At 56.5% G+C, this 15,549-nt stretch carries 15 protein-coding genes; 8 read left to right on the forward strand and 7 right to left on the reverse strand.

Going from position 1 to position 15,549, the window contains the following annotated elements:
* Positions 1-5 precede the first annotated feature (5 nt).
* A complete protein-coding gene (locus tag ABDK74_RS02535) occupies positions 6-278 on the forward strand; it encodes a hypothetical protein (RefSeq protein WP_346002582.1) in 273 nt (90 codons plus the stop codon).
* A gap of 13 nt (positions 279-291) precedes the next feature.
* On the opposite strand, the gene ABDK74_RS02540 is transcribed toward ABDK74_RS02535, so the two are convergent.
* On the reverse strand, positions 292-2,775 hold the full coding sequence (locus ABDK74_RS02540) for a phosphocholine-specific phospholipase C (RefSeq protein WP_346002583.1): 2,484 nt from the start codon (positions 2,773-2,775) through the stop codon (positions 292-294).
* A 141-nt stretch (positions 2,776-2,916) separates the two neighbouring features.
* The gene (locus tag ABDK74_RS02545) at positions 2,917-3,084 is read right to left on the reverse strand and encodes a hypothetical protein (RefSeq protein ID WP_194255671.1); all 168 of its coding nucleotides are present in this window, start codon (positions 3,082-3,084) and stop codon (positions 2,917-2,919) included.
* A 351-nt stretch (positions 3,085-3,435) separates the two neighbouring features.
* On the opposite strand from ABDK74_RS02545, the gene ABDK74_RS02550 reads away from it, so the two are divergent.
* Positions 3,436-5,061: an inorganic phosphate transporter gene (locus tag ABDK74_RS02550; RefSeq protein WP_408874454.1), complete on the forward strand. Its 1,626-nt coding sequence runs from the start codon at positions 3,436-3,438 to the stop codon at positions 5,059-5,061.
* 50 nt (positions 5,062-5,111) lie between these two features.
* Here ABDK74_RS02550 and ABDK74_RS02555 read toward each other — a convergent pair whose 3' ends face one another.
* Positions 5,112-6,377: a glycerate kinase gene (locus tag ABDK74_RS02555; RefSeq protein ID WP_346002584.1), complete on the reverse strand. Its 1,266-nt coding sequence runs from the start codon at positions 6,375-6,377 to the stop codon at positions 5,112-5,114.
* Between the two features lie 375 nt (positions 6,378-6,752).
* Here ABDK74_RS02555 and ABDK74_RS02560 point away from each other — a divergent pair, with 375 nt between their 5' ends.
* Positions 6,753-6,959 (forward strand): cold-shock protein, encoded by a 207-nt coding sequence (locus ABDK74_RS02560; RefSeq protein ID WP_024717199.1) that lies wholly within the window; start codon positions 6,753-6,755, stop codon positions 6,957-6,959.
* Between the two features lie 54 nt (positions 6,960-7,013).
* Here the strand turns inward: ABDK74_RS02560 and ABDK74_RS02565 are convergent, their stop codons facing one another.
* Positions 7,014-7,919 carry a LysR family transcriptional regulator gene (locus ABDK74_RS02565; protein ID WP_346002585.1) on the reverse strand — a complete coding sequence of 302 codons (906 nt, stop codon included), beginning with the start codon at positions 7,917-7,919 and terminating at the stop codon, positions 7,014-7,016.
* A 109-nt stretch (positions 7,920-8,028) separates the two neighbouring features.
* Here ABDK74_RS02565 and ABDK74_RS02570 point away from each other — a divergent pair, with 109 nt between their 5' ends.
* The gene (locus ABDK74_RS02570; protein WP_346002586.1) at positions 8,029-9,075 is read left to right on the forward strand and encodes a putative sulfate exporter family transporter; all 1,047 of its coding nucleotides are present in this window, start codon (positions 8,029-8,031) and stop codon (positions 9,073-9,075) included.
* Between the two features lie 7 nt (positions 9,076-9,082).
* Here the strand turns inward: ABDK74_RS02570 and ABDK74_RS02575 are convergent, their stop codons facing one another.
* A complete protein-coding gene (locus tag ABDK74_RS02575; RefSeq protein ID WP_346002587.1) occupies positions 9,083-10,150 on the reverse strand; it encodes a saccharopine dehydrogenase C-terminal domain-containing protein in 1,068 nt (355 codons plus the stop codon).
* Between the two features lie 120 nt (positions 10,151-10,270).
* Between ABDK74_RS02575 and ABDK74_RS02580 the strand changes: the two genes are divergently transcribed.
* A complete protein-coding gene (locus ABDK74_RS02580; RefSeq protein ID WP_194255991.1) occupies positions 10,271-10,699 on the forward strand; it encodes an Lrp/AsnC family transcriptional regulator in 429 nt (142 codons plus the stop codon).
* Between the two features lie 4 nt (positions 10,700-10,703).
* On the opposite strand, the gene ABDK74_RS02585 is transcribed toward ABDK74_RS02580, so the two are convergent.
* Positions 10,704-12,233, reverse strand: coding sequence for a carbohydrate porin (locus tag ABDK74_RS02585; RefSeq protein ID WP_346002588.1), 1,530 nt, complete (start codon positions 12,231-12,233; stop codon positions 10,704-10,706).
* A 207-nt stretch (positions 12,234-12,440) separates the two neighbouring features.
* Between ABDK74_RS02585 and ABDK74_RS02590 the strand changes: the two genes are divergently transcribed.
* Genes ABDK74_RS02590 through ABDK74_RS02600 form a run of 3 tightly spaced genes read left to right on the forward strand, consistent with a single transcriptional unit; the run spans position 12,441 to position 15,068 of the window.
* Complete coding sequence (locus ABDK74_RS02590; RefSeq protein WP_346002589.1) at positions 12,441-13,421, forward strand: ABC transporter ATP-binding protein; 981 nt, start codon at positions 12,441-12,443, stop codon at positions 13,419-13,421.
* A complete protein-coding gene (locus tag ABDK74_RS02595) occupies positions 13,418-14,242 on the forward strand; it encodes an ABC-2 family transporter protein (RefSeq protein ID WP_346002590.1) in 825 nt (274 codons plus the stop codon). The genes ABDK74_RS02590 and ABDK74_RS02595 overlap by 4 nt, the downstream gene beginning before the upstream one ends.
* Before the next feature lies 1 nt (position 14,243).
* Positions 14,244-15,068 carry an ABC-2 family transporter protein gene (locus ABDK74_RS02600; protein WP_346002591.1) on the forward strand — a complete coding sequence of 275 codons (825 nt, stop codon included), beginning with the start codon at positions 14,244-14,246 and terminating at the stop codon, positions 15,066-15,068.
* Between the two features lie 9 nt (positions 15,069-15,077).
* Here the strand turns inward: ABDK74_RS02600 and hpxZ are convergent, their stop codons facing one another.
* Positions 15,078-15,479 (reverse strand): oxalurate catabolism protein HpxZ, encoded by a 402-nt coding sequence (hpxZ, locus tag ABDK74_RS02605; RefSeq protein ID WP_346004139.1) that lies wholly within the window; start codon positions 15,477-15,479, stop codon positions 15,078-15,080.
* Positions 15,480-15,549 lie beyond the last annotated feature (70 nt).

Consider the following 15,549-nt stretch of genomic DNA (forward strand, 5'->3'; position numbering starts at 1 on the left):
GGATCATGTCGCTGCTCCTCGGACAGGGCGCGATGCTGGTGCTCGTTACGGCCTCAGTGCGCGGAAATCGCGTCCTGTGTCGGGACAGCCTGACAGAACTTCAACGGACCATTCTGAAATCCTGCGCCGCTGCCAGCTTGAGTGCCAGCCTCACGCTTCAAGCCATCTCCAGCGATTTCGTCGTTCTGAATATCATCGAATGGATCCTGCTCGCAGGCCCGGAAATCATGATCGCAACGCTGTTCTGCTCTTGGCGGGAACAGCGTTCACGATCATGACGCTCAAAAACGCTTAACTGGAGAACGCCGCCGCAGGATCGGTAATCGTGGGCTGCCCTGTTTCCATGCGGCCGCCCAGCACTTGCCTGAAATCGGCGTCATCCAGAGAGGTCAACGTCACGTCATACCACTGATGCGTGGCTGACAGATCCAGTCTGATGTCCTTATGAACACCGGGCTTCAGAACAATCGTTTGCAACGGTGCAGTCTCTCCAGTGTGGCACTGGATAGTCACTGGAACCTTGCCGCCATTGCTAAGCGAAAGAAGCAGTGCTGCGCCCTTCCCCTTCGCGCCGCTTTCATAGCGACATGCCGAGCGCAGCAGAACGCGATCTATATGCCCCCGATAGGCCCGATAAAAGCCATTGGGTGCATGAACCGCCACATCATACAGCCCTTCCACAGCAGGAAGTGCCACGTCCATGTCATCACCAGCCGCAACAGCATAGGTTCCCACCTGCATGTCCCGACCGTCATTGCGATAATCATAGACATTGAACGGCGCCCCCACAGACCGCCCTCCGTGAACGCTACGTCCTGCCCGGAATTTCAGACCGACACGCTCTTCTCCTGCCACCACACCGCCATCGCAATAGAGTTCATACGGCAGCGCACAGGCGGGGCGGGTTCCTGCTTCCTGCCGAACGGTTTCCCGCAACAGATCCGGCTGCGCCCTCAGCGTTGCCGTCTCGGAGGCGGACAGAGAGCGAAAGCCACCCGGCAAAGGACGGTTTTTCGCATCTTCAATCGCTCGCAGATGCGTGTTCCGGTCCAGATAGTTCAGGGACGGCGCAGCCTCTTCGGAGGACTGAAAGCAGGACGTCAGATCGCCACAGATTGCACGACGCCAGGGAGAAATATTTGTCTCCCGAACAGGTGTTCCAAATTTTTGTTCAACGAAGTGTTCGAGAAACTGCAATGTCGAACTGTGGTCGAAAAGCTGCGAATTGACCCGTCCGCCACGGCTCCAGGGAGAGGCAACCACCATCGGCACCCGGAACCCAAGTCCGATAGGGCCGCTACGGGCCAATCGCTCGGGAACGCCAAGGCGCATTTCATCATCCGCCGTCGTATATTCCAACCCGTCCGGCCCAATCGTCTCGGAAGACCGCCCGGTTTCAGGGCGCTTAGGATCAGGAGCGGCGTAAGAGCAGCCGTGGTCGAAATACCCATCATTTTCATCGTAGGTCAGGATGAAAATGGTCTTTTTCCAGACATCGGGGTTTTCGGTCAGAATGTTCATGACCTCCGAGACATACCAAGCCCCGTACCAGGCCGATGTCGGATGGTCCGAGAAATGCTCCGGTGCCGCGAGCCACGAAACGGCGGGAAGATTGCCTGTCCGCGTATCCGCGCGAAACTGATGCAGCACATCGCCCTTCGGTGCCTTCATACCCTTCGCGTCCGGATCATCCGCAAACGCCAGCGTCTCCAGTGAATGATAATCAGGATCAGCCTTGTTCGTCACGAATGCGCTCGTGAAAAGCGCGCGCTCCGCAGGTGTCAGAGCCTCATATCCCTTTGCGGATTTCTGACGCCGACGCAGAACCTCCATCAAAGCCTTTGCCTCGACAAGCTGCTCGCCGTGCTCGCCCGACACCAGCATCTCAAGTTTCTCAAGCCGATTGATATGGTCGGAGCATTCCTGAATCCGCTCATCAATCCAGTCTCCAAACCCCGGATTGGAACTGACATTGAAGTTGTCAAAACACTCCAGAACATTACATCCGAAATTTGACAGCCAGGAGCGTTCCGCCGAGGACATCCCTCCCGTCTGGCTGAGTTCGTTCTGATAGAATTTCCAGGAAACCCCGATCTTTTCCAGTCGCTCTGGAAAGGTCGTCCAGGTCATGCCGCCTTCAAGGATTTCCGGGTTCCGCATATACACATTCGACGTTGCGCTTTGCTGGTCCCGCACAGTCCCCGTCCAGAAGATCAGACGATTTGGGGTCGTACTTGTCATCGCCCCGCAGTAATTCTGATCACATACCGTAAAGGCATCGGCCAATGCATAATAAAATGGCAGATCCTCACGGGTATAATAACCCATCGTCAGAGGATATTGTTTATAGTCCTTTTTGTAGGGACGCTTGGCATCAATCCAGTCATCATGATGCCCTCCATTCCAGGCATCGACCTGACTGTCCCGGGAATGCGGGATTGAGCCCATCCATGTGACTTTGGTATCATGAATATTGAGACGCCAGGGCGCATAAGTCTCACCCCCCTTTCCCGACTGTACGAAAACGGAATTGCCGTTTTTCTGCCGGATAGCGCGCCTGTCATTAAAGCCACGAACCCCAGCGAGCGTACCAAACATATGATCGAAAGACCGGTTTTCCTGCATGAGAATAACAACATGCTCGGCATTCAGATATGTCGTTCCCGGATCAGGCGCTATGGCGTAAGCGCGGCGGATGGCGGCCGGCAGCCCTTCTGTCGCTGCGGCCGCCCCACCAAACAGGGCATATTTGAGAAAAGTTCTGCGAGAGGACATGTGATCTTTGCCTGAAACCAGAAAGCGTTTGTAGCGCCAGAAGAAGGTGTATCAGGACAGTCCTAAACATTTCACAGAACGGCTTCATCCCCCGTTTTTGTAATTTAATAAAGATTTCACCACCAAAAGCCGTGGTGAGGATCAGTTTCCAAGAGAGCGATCAACCGAACGCCCTGCTTTCTCAATCGGACCCTTCGGCGGATCGACTGTATCGCGAACCTTCTCACCAAACGTCCGATGTTGCTCACAGGCCGTCAGCGTGACGCAGGACACCGAAAGCGCCAGAAGAAGCAGGATTGATTTTCGCATACGTGTGTTCCTTCGAAAATACGGTTTGACACAGCAGAACGCCAAAACTTCTCTCCAGTTGCTTTCAGAAAGTGGAAACGATCTGCGACCAGATTAATCTGGTCTTCGACCATCCCTCGATCGCACAAAGAGCCAATTCTGATATTGAAATAAAAATTTCAATCCAATCAGTCAAAATAAAAACAACAAAAATCATTGTATCCGTTATGTAAAAATAACACGCCGCATCTCAGAATAAATCTGAATAATTTTAAGTTACATCAACTGTCGCAAAACGGTCATGTTTCAATAGTCGCATCTCCATGCCGACTGCCATAAATTGCGAAAAGGTAAACAACTCATGGATCGGTGATGTCTGAAACGACAATAGGCTCCAGCACGGAAATCCAGTCCTCTTCGCGTCCCAACATGAGCGGGGGCAACAAGCCCCTTCATGTTATACTCTTTTTTACGGTATTGATCGGCGCATTGGGATTTGCCGCATTCAGTATCCTGCGGGATATGCATTCCGTGGGCGAAGGAGCCCTCGCGACGGGCACGTTTGTGATGCTTGGCATCGCGCTGATTATCGCTCTGGCTTTCGAATTCGTTAACGGCTTCCACGACACGGCCAACGCAGTCGCAACCGTTATCTACACACGCAGCCTACCCCCGCTCGTTGCCGTCATCTGGTCCGGGTTCTGGAACTTTCTCGGGGTTGCACTCTCAACCGGCGCAGTTGCTTACAGCATCGTTACCCTTCTACCGGTGGAACTGATCCTTCAGGCCGGAAGTGGCGCGGGCTACGCCATGATCTTTGCCCTGCTGATTGCCGCCATTGTCTGGAATCTTGTGACGTGGGCATTCGGCATTCCGAACAGTTCATCCCATGCCCTCGTGGGATCGATCATGGGCGTCGGTCTGGCCAACCAGTTGATGTCACCGACAGGTGCCGCAACGCAGGGCGTTGACTGGAGCCAGGTCGAAAAGGTCTTTACCTCATTACTGTTCAGTCCCGTCATCGGTTTCCTCATGGCCGGGGCCCTGCTTCTCGTCATGAAATTCCTGATCCGCAACAAAGCCCTTTATCAAGCCCCCAAAGGCAACACCCCGCCGCCTCTGTGGATCCGTTCACTCCTTATCTTTACCTGCACCGGTGTCTCGTTCGCTCATGGCGGCAATGACGGTCAGAAAGGCATGGGGCTGATCATGCTGATCCTGATTGGCGCAGCCCCGACGGCCTACGCCCTGAACAGGGCAATGCCGGAAAGCGCCATGCCAGCCTTTTTCCAGTCTTCTGCAGATGCCGAAAAGATCTTCCTGAGCCACACCCCAACCCCATCCACCACGCTCACCGCAGAAAACGCCCGTGAGATTGTGGGCGCTGGCCTGCGCGCCAAGTCCATCACCACTCCCCAGACCTATGATGCTCTGGCCGTTCTCAGCAATGACATCTCTACCTCGGTCAAAACCTATGGTTCCATGAAGGCCGTCCCTGCGGCAGCCGTTCCGAACGTTCGTACGGACATGTATCTGGTCGCAGACGCCATCCGTGTCATGGGAGAGGCAAAGGATTTCACCCCAGCAGAGAAGCATTCGCTGCAAACCTTTCAGTCCGAACTTTACCACGGCACGCGTTTCATTCCGCTCTGGGTCAAGATTTCCGTCGCCATTGCGCTGGGCCTTGGTACGATGGTCGGATGGAAGCGCATCGTCGTGACCGTCGGTGAAAAGATCGGCAAGACCCATATGACCTACGCGGAGGGAGCCTCGGCGGAACTCGTGGCAATGACGACCATCGGTCTGGCCGAAAGATACGGCCTGCCTGTCTCAACGACACACATCCTGTCTGGCGGCGTGGCCGGAACAATGGCGGCCAACGGTTCAGGCATCCAGGGCGCCACTCTGCGATCCATGGCTCTAGCCTGGGTCACGACCCTGCCAGCCGCCATGGCGATTGCAGGCACCCTGTACGTCCTGTTTCGCCAGATTTTCTGATCGGACGCTGACACCTTGTGCAGATTTGATATCCGCACAAGGTTGAGGCTCTATTCCTGACGGATCAGGATAGCCCTGAAATCGTTGACGTTTGTCCCTGTCGGTCCCGGCACGAACAGATCGCCCAGAGCCTCGAAAGCTGTATAGGCGTCATTTTCCATCAGAAGATCGACAGGACTGAACCCCTTTTCCCGCAGCCGTTCCATGCTGCCACCATCGGCGAACGCCCCGGCATTATCTTCTGACCCATCAATCCCATCAGTATCCGCCGCAAGAGCAGCAAACGGCAATCCTTCCGCCGCAAGGGCAAAAGCCAGAAGAAACTCTGTATTCCGACCACCACGCCCCTGCCCGCGTATCGTCACCGTGGTTTCACCGCCGGACAGAATGACAACCGGTCGACGGAAAGGCCGATCCCTCAGAACGATTTCTCGCACCAGTGCAGCATGGACCTTCCCGACATCCCGGGCCTCCCCTTCGATCGCATCGGACAGGATCACAGGCTGGAGTCCGGCCTGTCGTACTTTTTCCGCAGCAGCTTCCAAAGACAGATGCGCCGAAGCAATTACGCGGACAATGTTCCCGTTGAAGGCCGGGTCGGTCGCCAGTGGTGCCTGACCTTCTTCTCCATCCAACCATGACTGGATCTTCTCCGGCAGCCGAAGCTTCCACGTCTTGGCGAGACGGCGCGCTTCCTCGCGCGTGCTCATATCGGGCACAGTCGGGCCAGATGCGACTTGCGCCGGATCGTCGAACGGAACGTCGGAAACTACCAGAGACACCACCTTCGCCGGAGCAGCTGCCGCAGCAAGACGACCACCCTTGATACCGGAGACCTGCTTGCGGATGCTGTTCATAACCGAAATTGGCGCCCCGGATGCCAGCAGAATACGGTTCAGTTCGGCCTCATCCGCAAGCGTCATCCCCGGTGGTGGGCACGGAAGCAGGGCGGACCCGCCGCCACAGATCAGCGCCACCACGAGATCATCCGGTCCCAATCCTTTGACGGCATCAAAAAGCGCTTCCGTTGCTTTCAGACCTGCTTCGTCCGGCACGGGGTGCGATGCTTCCAGCACACGGATAAACCGCGTTGGACACACATTCCCGTAACGGGTGACAACCACACCGCTCAGCGGGCCCGTCCAGACACGCTCAAAAGCCGCTGCAAGCTGGGCAGCTCCCTTTCCGGCCCCGATTACAACCGTTCGTCCTTTCGGAAGCTCGGGGAGATGCGCTGACAGAATCTGATCTGGCTCCGCGGCATCAACAGCAGCCTCAAAAAGTTCTGTCAGGAATGCGCGATCCTGAAACATCATTGTCTGTTCCTGTCTGTCCATCTTGCACAAAAGCTGTTGAGCATCTTGTCGTCACAATCAAATATTATTGCTTATCAATCATTTTTTTGAATCTGAAATCTTCAAGCTGAATGATATTTTATTCCAAACACAAAAATTATGGTTATCTGAAAATAAATTCACGGAAATTCTGCATTTAATATTTGGCCGCGTTACAATTTAAATCTCTTTCAGAAATTTTTTCCCTTGCATTTTTGAACAACATGGCGCCTAACTAGAGATGGCAGGTGCTCTTGAGTGAGTTTTCGGCGCGTGTTGCGCCATTCGTTCTCCTTAAGTGTTATGATTTCGTGTGTATCTTGTACACGACTGCTATTGTTAAAAAGGAGCCTCGTTATGGCAACAGGCACCGTAAAATGGTTTAACTCCACCAAGGGCTTTGGCTTTATCCAGCCTGACAACGGTGGTCAGGACGCGTTCGTTCACATCTCTGAACTCGAGCGCGCCGGAATGCACACTCTGAACGAAGGCCAGCACGTCTCTTACGAGCTCGAATCTGGCCGTAACGGCAAGACATCGGCAGTGAGCATCAAGGCAATCTAATTGCTCTGATGTGCACTTCGGTGTACAGAAAGCCGCCCGTCAGGGCGGCTTTTTTTATGTCTGATTTTCCGATGTGTCGCAAGAAACCTCAATACACGCGAGCATACCAAGCAGGGCGTTAGCGATCGGGCTCTCATAACGCTCCTTATGACGCATCCCATAAAAAAAACGGCTCTCAGGAATCTGCAGGATTGCATGCAGCGTCCCTGCACGTAACGCCGGCGCCACCACCAGAGACGATAATGCCCCGATGCCGGCACCAGCCTCTATGGCAGTCCGCACACCTTCATTTGAAGGCAGCACAAGACCAATATTCAGATCTTTCGTAAGGATATCACGCGCGCCCAGATACTGTTCAAGAGTTGAACGTGTCCCGGACCCGGCTTCGCGCATGACCCAATCCTGTTTGCGCAGCCAGACGTCATCAACCTGCGCCGGGAGCAGAGAACTGGCCTGCACAAGAATGAGATGGTCTTTCCCCACCGGCCATTGAGCCAGTGCAGGATCGTCAACAACGGCTTCTACAATCCCGACCTCGGCCTCCCCTTCCCGAACCATACGGGCGGCCTCCTCCGTGTTGCTGATCGCCAGTTCGACCTCGATTTTGGGATATTTCTGTCGAAACGCTGCAAGGATTCGAGGAAGCCAGTATGCGGCAATGGTCTGACTAGCAACAGCTCTCAGCGTACCCCGCTTCAGACCGCTGATGTCCCTCAGGACATTTTCAGCGACGGCTGCCTGAGCAACCACCGCCCTCGCCTCGGGCAGAAACAGACGTCCTGCATCGGTCAGACTAATCCCTCGACCGACCCTATGGAAAAGCTTGATCCCATAACGCGCTTCCAGAGCCGCAATGGCAGCCGAAACAGCAGACTGGGTCACGTTCATGGCCTGACTTGCGGCCGTAACATGCTCGCGTTCCGCAACTGCGATGAAAAGACGAAGCTGATCGAGTGTCATAGAGTTCTTCTAACATAATCAATCTGATTTTCCGATTGAAACCAGAAAAATTACTCGTTGGAATGATGTATTCTCTCCAGCCTAGATGTCTCCGGCAAGGGAGATCATCATGCACATATCCTGCTTCAGAAACCGTCCGATCTTCATACTCTCCGGTATCGTGGGCGCAAAACTGCCTGGCATCGCTCTTTGTGCGGGCATTACCGTGCTGGCTTTCGAGGCGGAGAAAATCGAACAGGCATTTCTGCAGAAGGCTTGGCTTGAAATGCTCAATCTGGCCCTTGTCATTGGCGTCTGCCTCCGCTCGGTGTCCCATCGAAGCCGGATTTTTGATTCAGGGATCAGGTTTTGTTCAAAATCCCTTCTTGATGTTGCCATCGTTCTTCTCGGAACCGGCTTCAGCATGGCAGGGATTATCTCGGCAGGCCCCGTCATGATTGCCTGTGTTTTCGGGATTGTCAGCTTCAGCCTGGCCTTGACCGTTCTGATCGGACGAATGGCCGGCCTTTCCCGTTCACAAACCCTGCTCGTAGCCTGTGGTAATTCGATCTGCGGAAATTCTGCCATCATGGCGGTCGCACCCGTCATTCATGCCCGCGACGAAGAGATTGGTGCAACTCTCGCCTTCACTGCCGCAGGTGGCCTTGCCGTCGTTCTCGGGTTGCCGCTTCTTCTGCCGTTCCTCCATTTATCCGATATCGCGGAAGGCAATGTTGCCGGACTGACTGTTTATGCCGTTCCACAGGTCATGGCAGCAGCGTCACCTTTTGGGGCTGCTGCCTTGCATACCGGGACACTGGTCAAGCTCATGCGCGTCCTGACACTAGGACCAGTATGCATTGTCCTGTCGTTTCTATTTACCCGCAGAGAGGGTCCGTCAGTGACGCGTTCAAACCCATGTCGTCTCGTTCCGTGGTACATCACGGGATTTCTGATGATGATGATCTGCCGGTCTTTCAGTCTTATTCCCGAAGCAGTCCTGCCCATCCTCAACAGCTTCGCCACAGCCCTGACCGTTATGGCAATGGCAGCCTTGGGGATGAGCATTGATATCCGGTCCGTCTTCAAGGCCAGCGGACCATTGATGCTTACGGTCGTGTTGTCTCTGGTCGGTCTTGTCAGCGCCAGTCTGATGCTGGTGAAGGTCCTGACCTGACGCAGTCCTACCGGTAGATTTTCCCGTATCGGTTGGCCAGATAATCGGCCAGCGGAATATCTTCCTGGCGTACAAAACCCTTCGTTGGGATTTTTCCTTCTGCCAGCAGATCCAGAACGGCGCAGATGGACCCGGCCGTCGTGAGCTGGATTGCCGTACGGAATCCTCCCATGAAATCCTGAGACTCAATGGAACGGGCGACCGTTTCCTGCTGGAGTTTCCCGTCCTTAAGGCCGGTCACGATAACGGAAAGAACGACCAGATCCTGTGTTGTTCCTGGTATGGCGTGCGTGAAAATATCCTGAAGGATATGTCGCCGCTCCGACAGACGCAGATCCGACAGCAGAACCTTCATGATATCCCGGTGCCCCGGATAGCGCATGGTGCGATAATTAAGTTCGCGCACTTTTCCTTCATAGGTCTCGCACAAGGAGCCTAGACCGCCCGACGTATTGAAGGCTTCATAAGTTACGCCATCGACGCCCAGCGTCTCAACACCGTCCAGAGCGGGAACGACAACGCGCCGCCCGTCCACGATCGCCTCGCATGGCTCAATATATTCGTTAATCAGACCTTCCGTGCTCCAGGTCAGGTTATAACCCAGCGCGTTGGACGGAAAACGTGGAAGGGCCCCGACCCGTAGCCGGATCGTCTCGACCTCATCGAAATGCTGTGCCAGATCATGCGCGGCAATAGACACAAAGCCCGGCGCCAGACCACATTGTGGAATGAATACGCTGGACGCCCCTTCGGCCAGCGCCCGCACATCTTTCGTGGAGGCGACGTCTTCCGTCAGATCGAGATAATGCGTGCCTGCCGCAGCGGCCGCTTTTGCGATACTCCGCGTCAGATGAAAGGGCAGCGCAGAGAGAACAGCGAACTGGCCCTCCAGCAGCGCTGGATCCAGTCCTTTTGCAATATCCACCGTTCTGCGCCTGATACCTTTCGGCAGGACAAGCGCCTGAAGGTGGTCCGCATGACAGTCCAGCAGCGTAACGCCATAGCCTCCATGATGGAGAAGCTCCCCAATGGCTGAACCGATCTTTCCTGCGCCTGCAACCGTAACCTGCTTCATGATCATATCCTGTTTCGGAAGTGTTATGACAGCATCACGATCAGAGCAGACGGATCTCAAGTGGCATCCAGACGATGAAATGCAGTTTCCATCGGCAGATTGCCGGTTATAACTGGCAGAATGACGGATTCACTGGATCAGGCCCTGCTCGACATCCTGCGTCGCAATGCACGCACGCCCACAGCTGCGCTGGCGCGTAGGCTCGGGATTTCACGCACAACCCTTCAGGGACGCATGGAACGTCTGGAACGACAGGGCCACATCCGCGGCTACACACTTGTGGAGAATACTGACGACGACCTGCTTCGCGCGCATGTCTCGATCGTCATCACGCCGCGCCATAGCCAGAAGGTGGAGCGCGACCTGAAAACACTGCCCGAACTCCGGGAATTACACGCAGTCAGCGGCGCTTCGGACCTGATTGCCATACTGGGCGCGGCCACCACAGAGGCCATCAACCGTGCCATTGATGATATCGGTCAGATGGAAGGTGTGGAGAGGACGGTATCCGCCATCATCCTCTCCACACGCTTTCGCAAAGGGAACTGATCCCTCAGAGAGCGGCGTTGAAAACCATTCCCAGAACCGCCGCGTCCTTATAACGGGTCGTTCCACCAAGGCGGTTAAAATACTGGAAGTCCGGCTGTAGCGTCAGACCATTCATGATGTGGAAACTATAGAAAAACTCATAAACGTTCTCATGCGACTGAACACCGTGCGGAACACCGAAATTGGTGGACTGGAACGGCAGACCATTATCAAGCGACGCTTCCTGTTGCAGGATCGCAGCCCGGCTGAAGTTCATCCACTGATACGCAATACCCCACGTATCCAAAGGACGGCCCCAGAGCTTGCCAGTATCGAGCAGAGAGCCAACCAGATGATGGTTCATCGCGGATGTCTGACCCGAGGCATATGAATAGTATCCCGCCAGCATGAGGCCGTTCATCGGGCCATCGCCATGCCGGATCAGCATTTGATCCATCAGCACCCAGACGGACGTCTGACCGCTCTGATAGCGCGGATTGCGGCCACTCAACACCCAGGCCTGCCCTGATCCGTCATCATACAGATCGTGATAGCGCGAGTTATCGTACATGGCGCCGACCTTGTAATGGCCGATCAGCTTGTCCTTGCCAAACTCCGGAATCCAGCCCAGTTCGACCTCGGTGGAGAGCTTACCAAGCCCGCTCTGCGCCCAGGACCAGCCGGAAATGCCGCCATTATACGAATGGGGAGATACGGCAAACAAGCCGCCCATCAGGTAGAGATGCGGGCTCGGCATCAGACGCAGAACGGTACCCATATTGCCCGACGGCCAGTCACGTCCGCCATTGAGGTACTTGGTCGGCGTGACGTTGCCGCACATGGAGACGTTCGCGAAACTGCAAAGCCAGGGAGAATTATTGAAGAACGTGCCGGTCGGGATCCAGCCCGCTGCCAGATCCACCTTCCGGTTGAACCACGCTTTTTCTCCGTATGCCCAGACGAGATGCGCCACGACATTGCCACGCGCACCATAGATCTGCTGAGCCTGCGTGACGTTATCGCCGATATCACCGCTCAGATTCCGGCCATGCCCGTTCACCATGAGCGTATGCAGCCACAGATCCTTCGACCAGTCGCCACCCAAAATCTGATGCCAGTCCAGATCAACCGTCACGCCGACCTGCCCGGCATTGGTCTCGGTCTGGTGACGGCCGCCCGTCACATTGCCCATAAGACTTTCATACACATCCACCGCAACATAGATGCCATGCTTCTGAAGCCAAGGCTGCACCCCTCCCCAGGTCCCGAACATATGGGTCGTGCCGTAAGGCGCACCAAAGGACGGCGGTCCGTATGGAGACTGGAGGAAACCCGGAATGGTCGTGGACAGCGGAGGAACCGGCTGCGTCTCCGACCCCATGGGGGCAGGATTCGTCAGATCTTCCGAACTGGCCTTGCTCTTGCTGCTCTGCGCCTCGGCAGTACCGGCCCCCATCGTGAGCACCCCCAACCCGCAGGCAAAAGCGAACGACAGAGCGGAACCGGACCGACGATAAGCCGTACCAGCAGAAACCAACGTCAGGAATTTACTCACATGCCTCAAACCGACATCCCCTTACAGAGCCAAAAAAAATGCGAAAGACAGGGATGCCATGATCGGCACCCTTAAGTAAAATTCACTTTACAGAAAGAGCTTTGTTGCAGGAAGGCACAAAACAGTGAGACAATTGAAACAATAAGACTTTATTTTATGAAATAAGATCACGTTTGTTTTCGTTACCCCTCCCATCCCGGAACCCTCATGCAGCCTCCCTTCCCCGCTCCAGATGCCATTACCGTCAAAAACCTGCGGAAAACCTATACAGTCCGCGAAGGTGGAAGCTGGCGCGGGAAGACGCGCGAGATCGTGGCGCTGGACGGAATTTCCTTTTCCGTCCCCAAGGGCCAGATCGCCGGTTTCATCGGCCCGAACGGCGCAGGAAAATCGACAGCCATCAAAATCCTGTCCGGAATCCTGCGTCCCACCTCCGGCGAAGTGCAGGTGAACGGGTTGGTGCCATGGACAAACCGTGTGGCCCATGTCGCGCGGATCGGGGTCGTCTTCGGCCAGCGGACCCAACTCTGGTGGGATCTGTCGGTCAGCGAAGGTCTGGCGCTCCTGCGGGACATTTACGGCGTCGAACCGGAACGCTTCGCCCGCAACCGTGCTCGTCTGGCCGATGCACTTGATCTGGGCGGAATCATGGACCAGTCCGTCCGCCAGCTTTCGCTCGGACAGAGAATGCGCGCCGAAATCGCCGCCTCCCTCATCCACGACCCCGACATCCTGATCCTCGATGAGCCCACCATCGGTCTGGACGCTCCGTCAAAACTCGCCGTCCGGGCATTTGTCCATGAACTCTGCCGGGACCGCGGCACGACCGTCCTGCTCACCACCCATGACATGCATGATATCGAGGCGCTGGCCGAACGCGTGATCGTCATCGGGCATGGCCGCATCCTCGCGGACAGCCCGTTCGAGGACCTGCGCATGACAACTCTGTCCGAGCGCATTCTCGAACTGGACTTTCACGGTACGCCGCCCGAACTGGCGCTCCCGGCCGGAGCGGTCGAAACCGCCCGCGCGCCCCACAGCCTCACCATTACGTTCGATCCGCGCCAGATCCCAGCCCCTACTCTCGTCGCCCATGTCGGACATCTGCAAGGGCTGGACGATCTGCGGATCAGCCGCCCCTCGATCGACGAGATCATCACACGCTTTTATGCGGACCACGCTGCATGACACTCCGCCCCTATCTCACGGCCTTCGGGCTGCAATGGAAGATCGGTCTGCGATACCGTATCGCGGTCGTGGCCGGGCTGGTGGCGCAAATGTGGTTCGGCGCCGTGACATTGATGGCTTATGCCTCCGTCTATCACGCCGCCCCAGACGTTCAAGCTCCGCTCTCGCTGCGACAGGCCATGACCTACACCTGGATCCAGCAGTCCCTCTTCACGCTCCTGCCGCTGGGCTGCCTGCCCGCCATCGGAGACGCCGCCAAAACAGGCGCGATCGTCTATGATCTGCTCCGCCCGGTTGATATGTGGAACTGGTGGTTGTCGGCCAGTCTAGCGCGCCTTCTGGGCAATGCCGTACCCCGAGCAGTCCTGCTGTCCTGCGTGGCAGGACCGCTGGCCATGCTGGTCGGTCTCGGCGCATGGAGCCTCGCACCGCCAGCGGATTTTGCTGCGGCGGCTCTGTCGCTGCTGTCCATCACGCTTGGCGCACTGCTCTCGGCTACCATCGTCATGTGGTGGAACATCCTGACGGCCCGCACGCTCTCACCGCTCGGCAGCTACGCCGTCGGAACGCCACTGGCCGTGCTGCTGTCGGGAATGCTCCTGCCGCTGCCGCTCTATCCCGACTGGATCCGCCCCTTCCTGCTCGCACAGCCCTTTGCCGGAATTACCGACATTCCCATCCGGATCTATCTGGGCACGCCCATTCCGGGCGGTACCGTAACCGGGCTGGGTCTTCAGCTTTTCTGGCTGACGACACTCACCCTTCTCGGACGCCTGTGGATGCGCCAGACGGTCAACCGACTGGAGGTGCAGGGTGCCTGACATGACACAGTCCGCTGCCCGCACACTCAGCGCCATTGGGCTTTACCGCCGCATGGCAAGTGCCTCGATCGTCGCACAACTCCGCTACCCCGGCACATTCGCCATTCAGGCCATCGGCAATTTCGTCACAACCCTGCTCGGCTTCTTCGGCATCTGGAGCCTGTTCAGACGCTTCGGTAGCATTGCCGACTGGGATATCGGCACGGTCGCCGTTCTTTATGGCCTTGTGAACGTGGCATTTGCCGTGGCCGAAACGCTGGGGCGTGGCTTTGAGGTTTTTGGCGGCGAGTACGTCCGCACCGGCAGCTTCGACCGCCTGCTCCTGCGGCCACGCTCAACCCTGCTTCTACTTCTGGGCCACGAACTGCGCCTGCGCCCTGTTGGCCGTTTCCTTCAGGGCGCGTTCGTTCTCATCGCCGGATTATGGCTTGCCCCACACGTCCAGTGGAGCGCCGTTCTGGTTCTGCCGCTCGCCATCGCAGGCGGCGCAGCCATGTTCCTCGGCGTCCTGATCGGACAGGCCGCACTGTGCTTCATCACGGTCGAGGGGCTGGAAGTCGTAAATGTCCTGACATACGGCGGCGTCGAGGCCGGGCAATATCCGCTGACCATGTTCGGCCGTTGGCTCCGGCGGTTCATAACGTTCGTCCTGCCACTCGCAGCAGTCTGCTACTATCCGGCTCTGTTCAGTCTCAACCATCCAGACCCGCTGGATATGCCGATATGGATCGGCGCCCTGTCTCCGCTTGCAGGTTTCGCGTTTCTCGGCGTCATGGTCTTGATATGGAACCGCGCAGTTGCAGGCTACGTCTCCAGCGGAAGCTGACTGCCGCGCTTAAGATCCCGTGCCCATCAGCGACACATGCGCGGCAATGATCTTCCATCCATCGGGCGTGCGGAACCAGGTCTGGCTCTGACGCCCGATCTTCTCAGCCCCGATGCGCCGGAACTCCAGATCCACCGTCGCCACGTCCTGTCCCACAGCCGTAATGACACGACGCAGGACCTCCCGCGGCGGTGACCCTCCCGTCCGCGCCCGGCGGAAGGCCTGGATTTCCTCAAACCCGTAGAGGTTCTCCCCCACACCGTAACGAACCGTTTCCGCACCTTCGTAAAAAAATGCGTCCAGTTCGTGCAGGATATTCTCGCCCAACGCCTTTTCATAACGATCGGACATCGCAGTCATCTCTGCACAAACCTGAGGATCATTCAGCGCAGGAAAAAACTTCAGCGTCATCATTATGTCTCCGGCAGGCCTGTCAGAAAGAGTTTTTCCGTCCACACAGAACATATCACTCCACAGAAAA

The organism is Gluconobacter sp. OJB (genome assembly GCF_039638275.1).
GTDB lineage: Bacteria > Pseudomonadota > Alphaproteobacteria > Acetobacterales > Acetobacteraceae > Gluconobacter > Gluconobacter cerevisiae.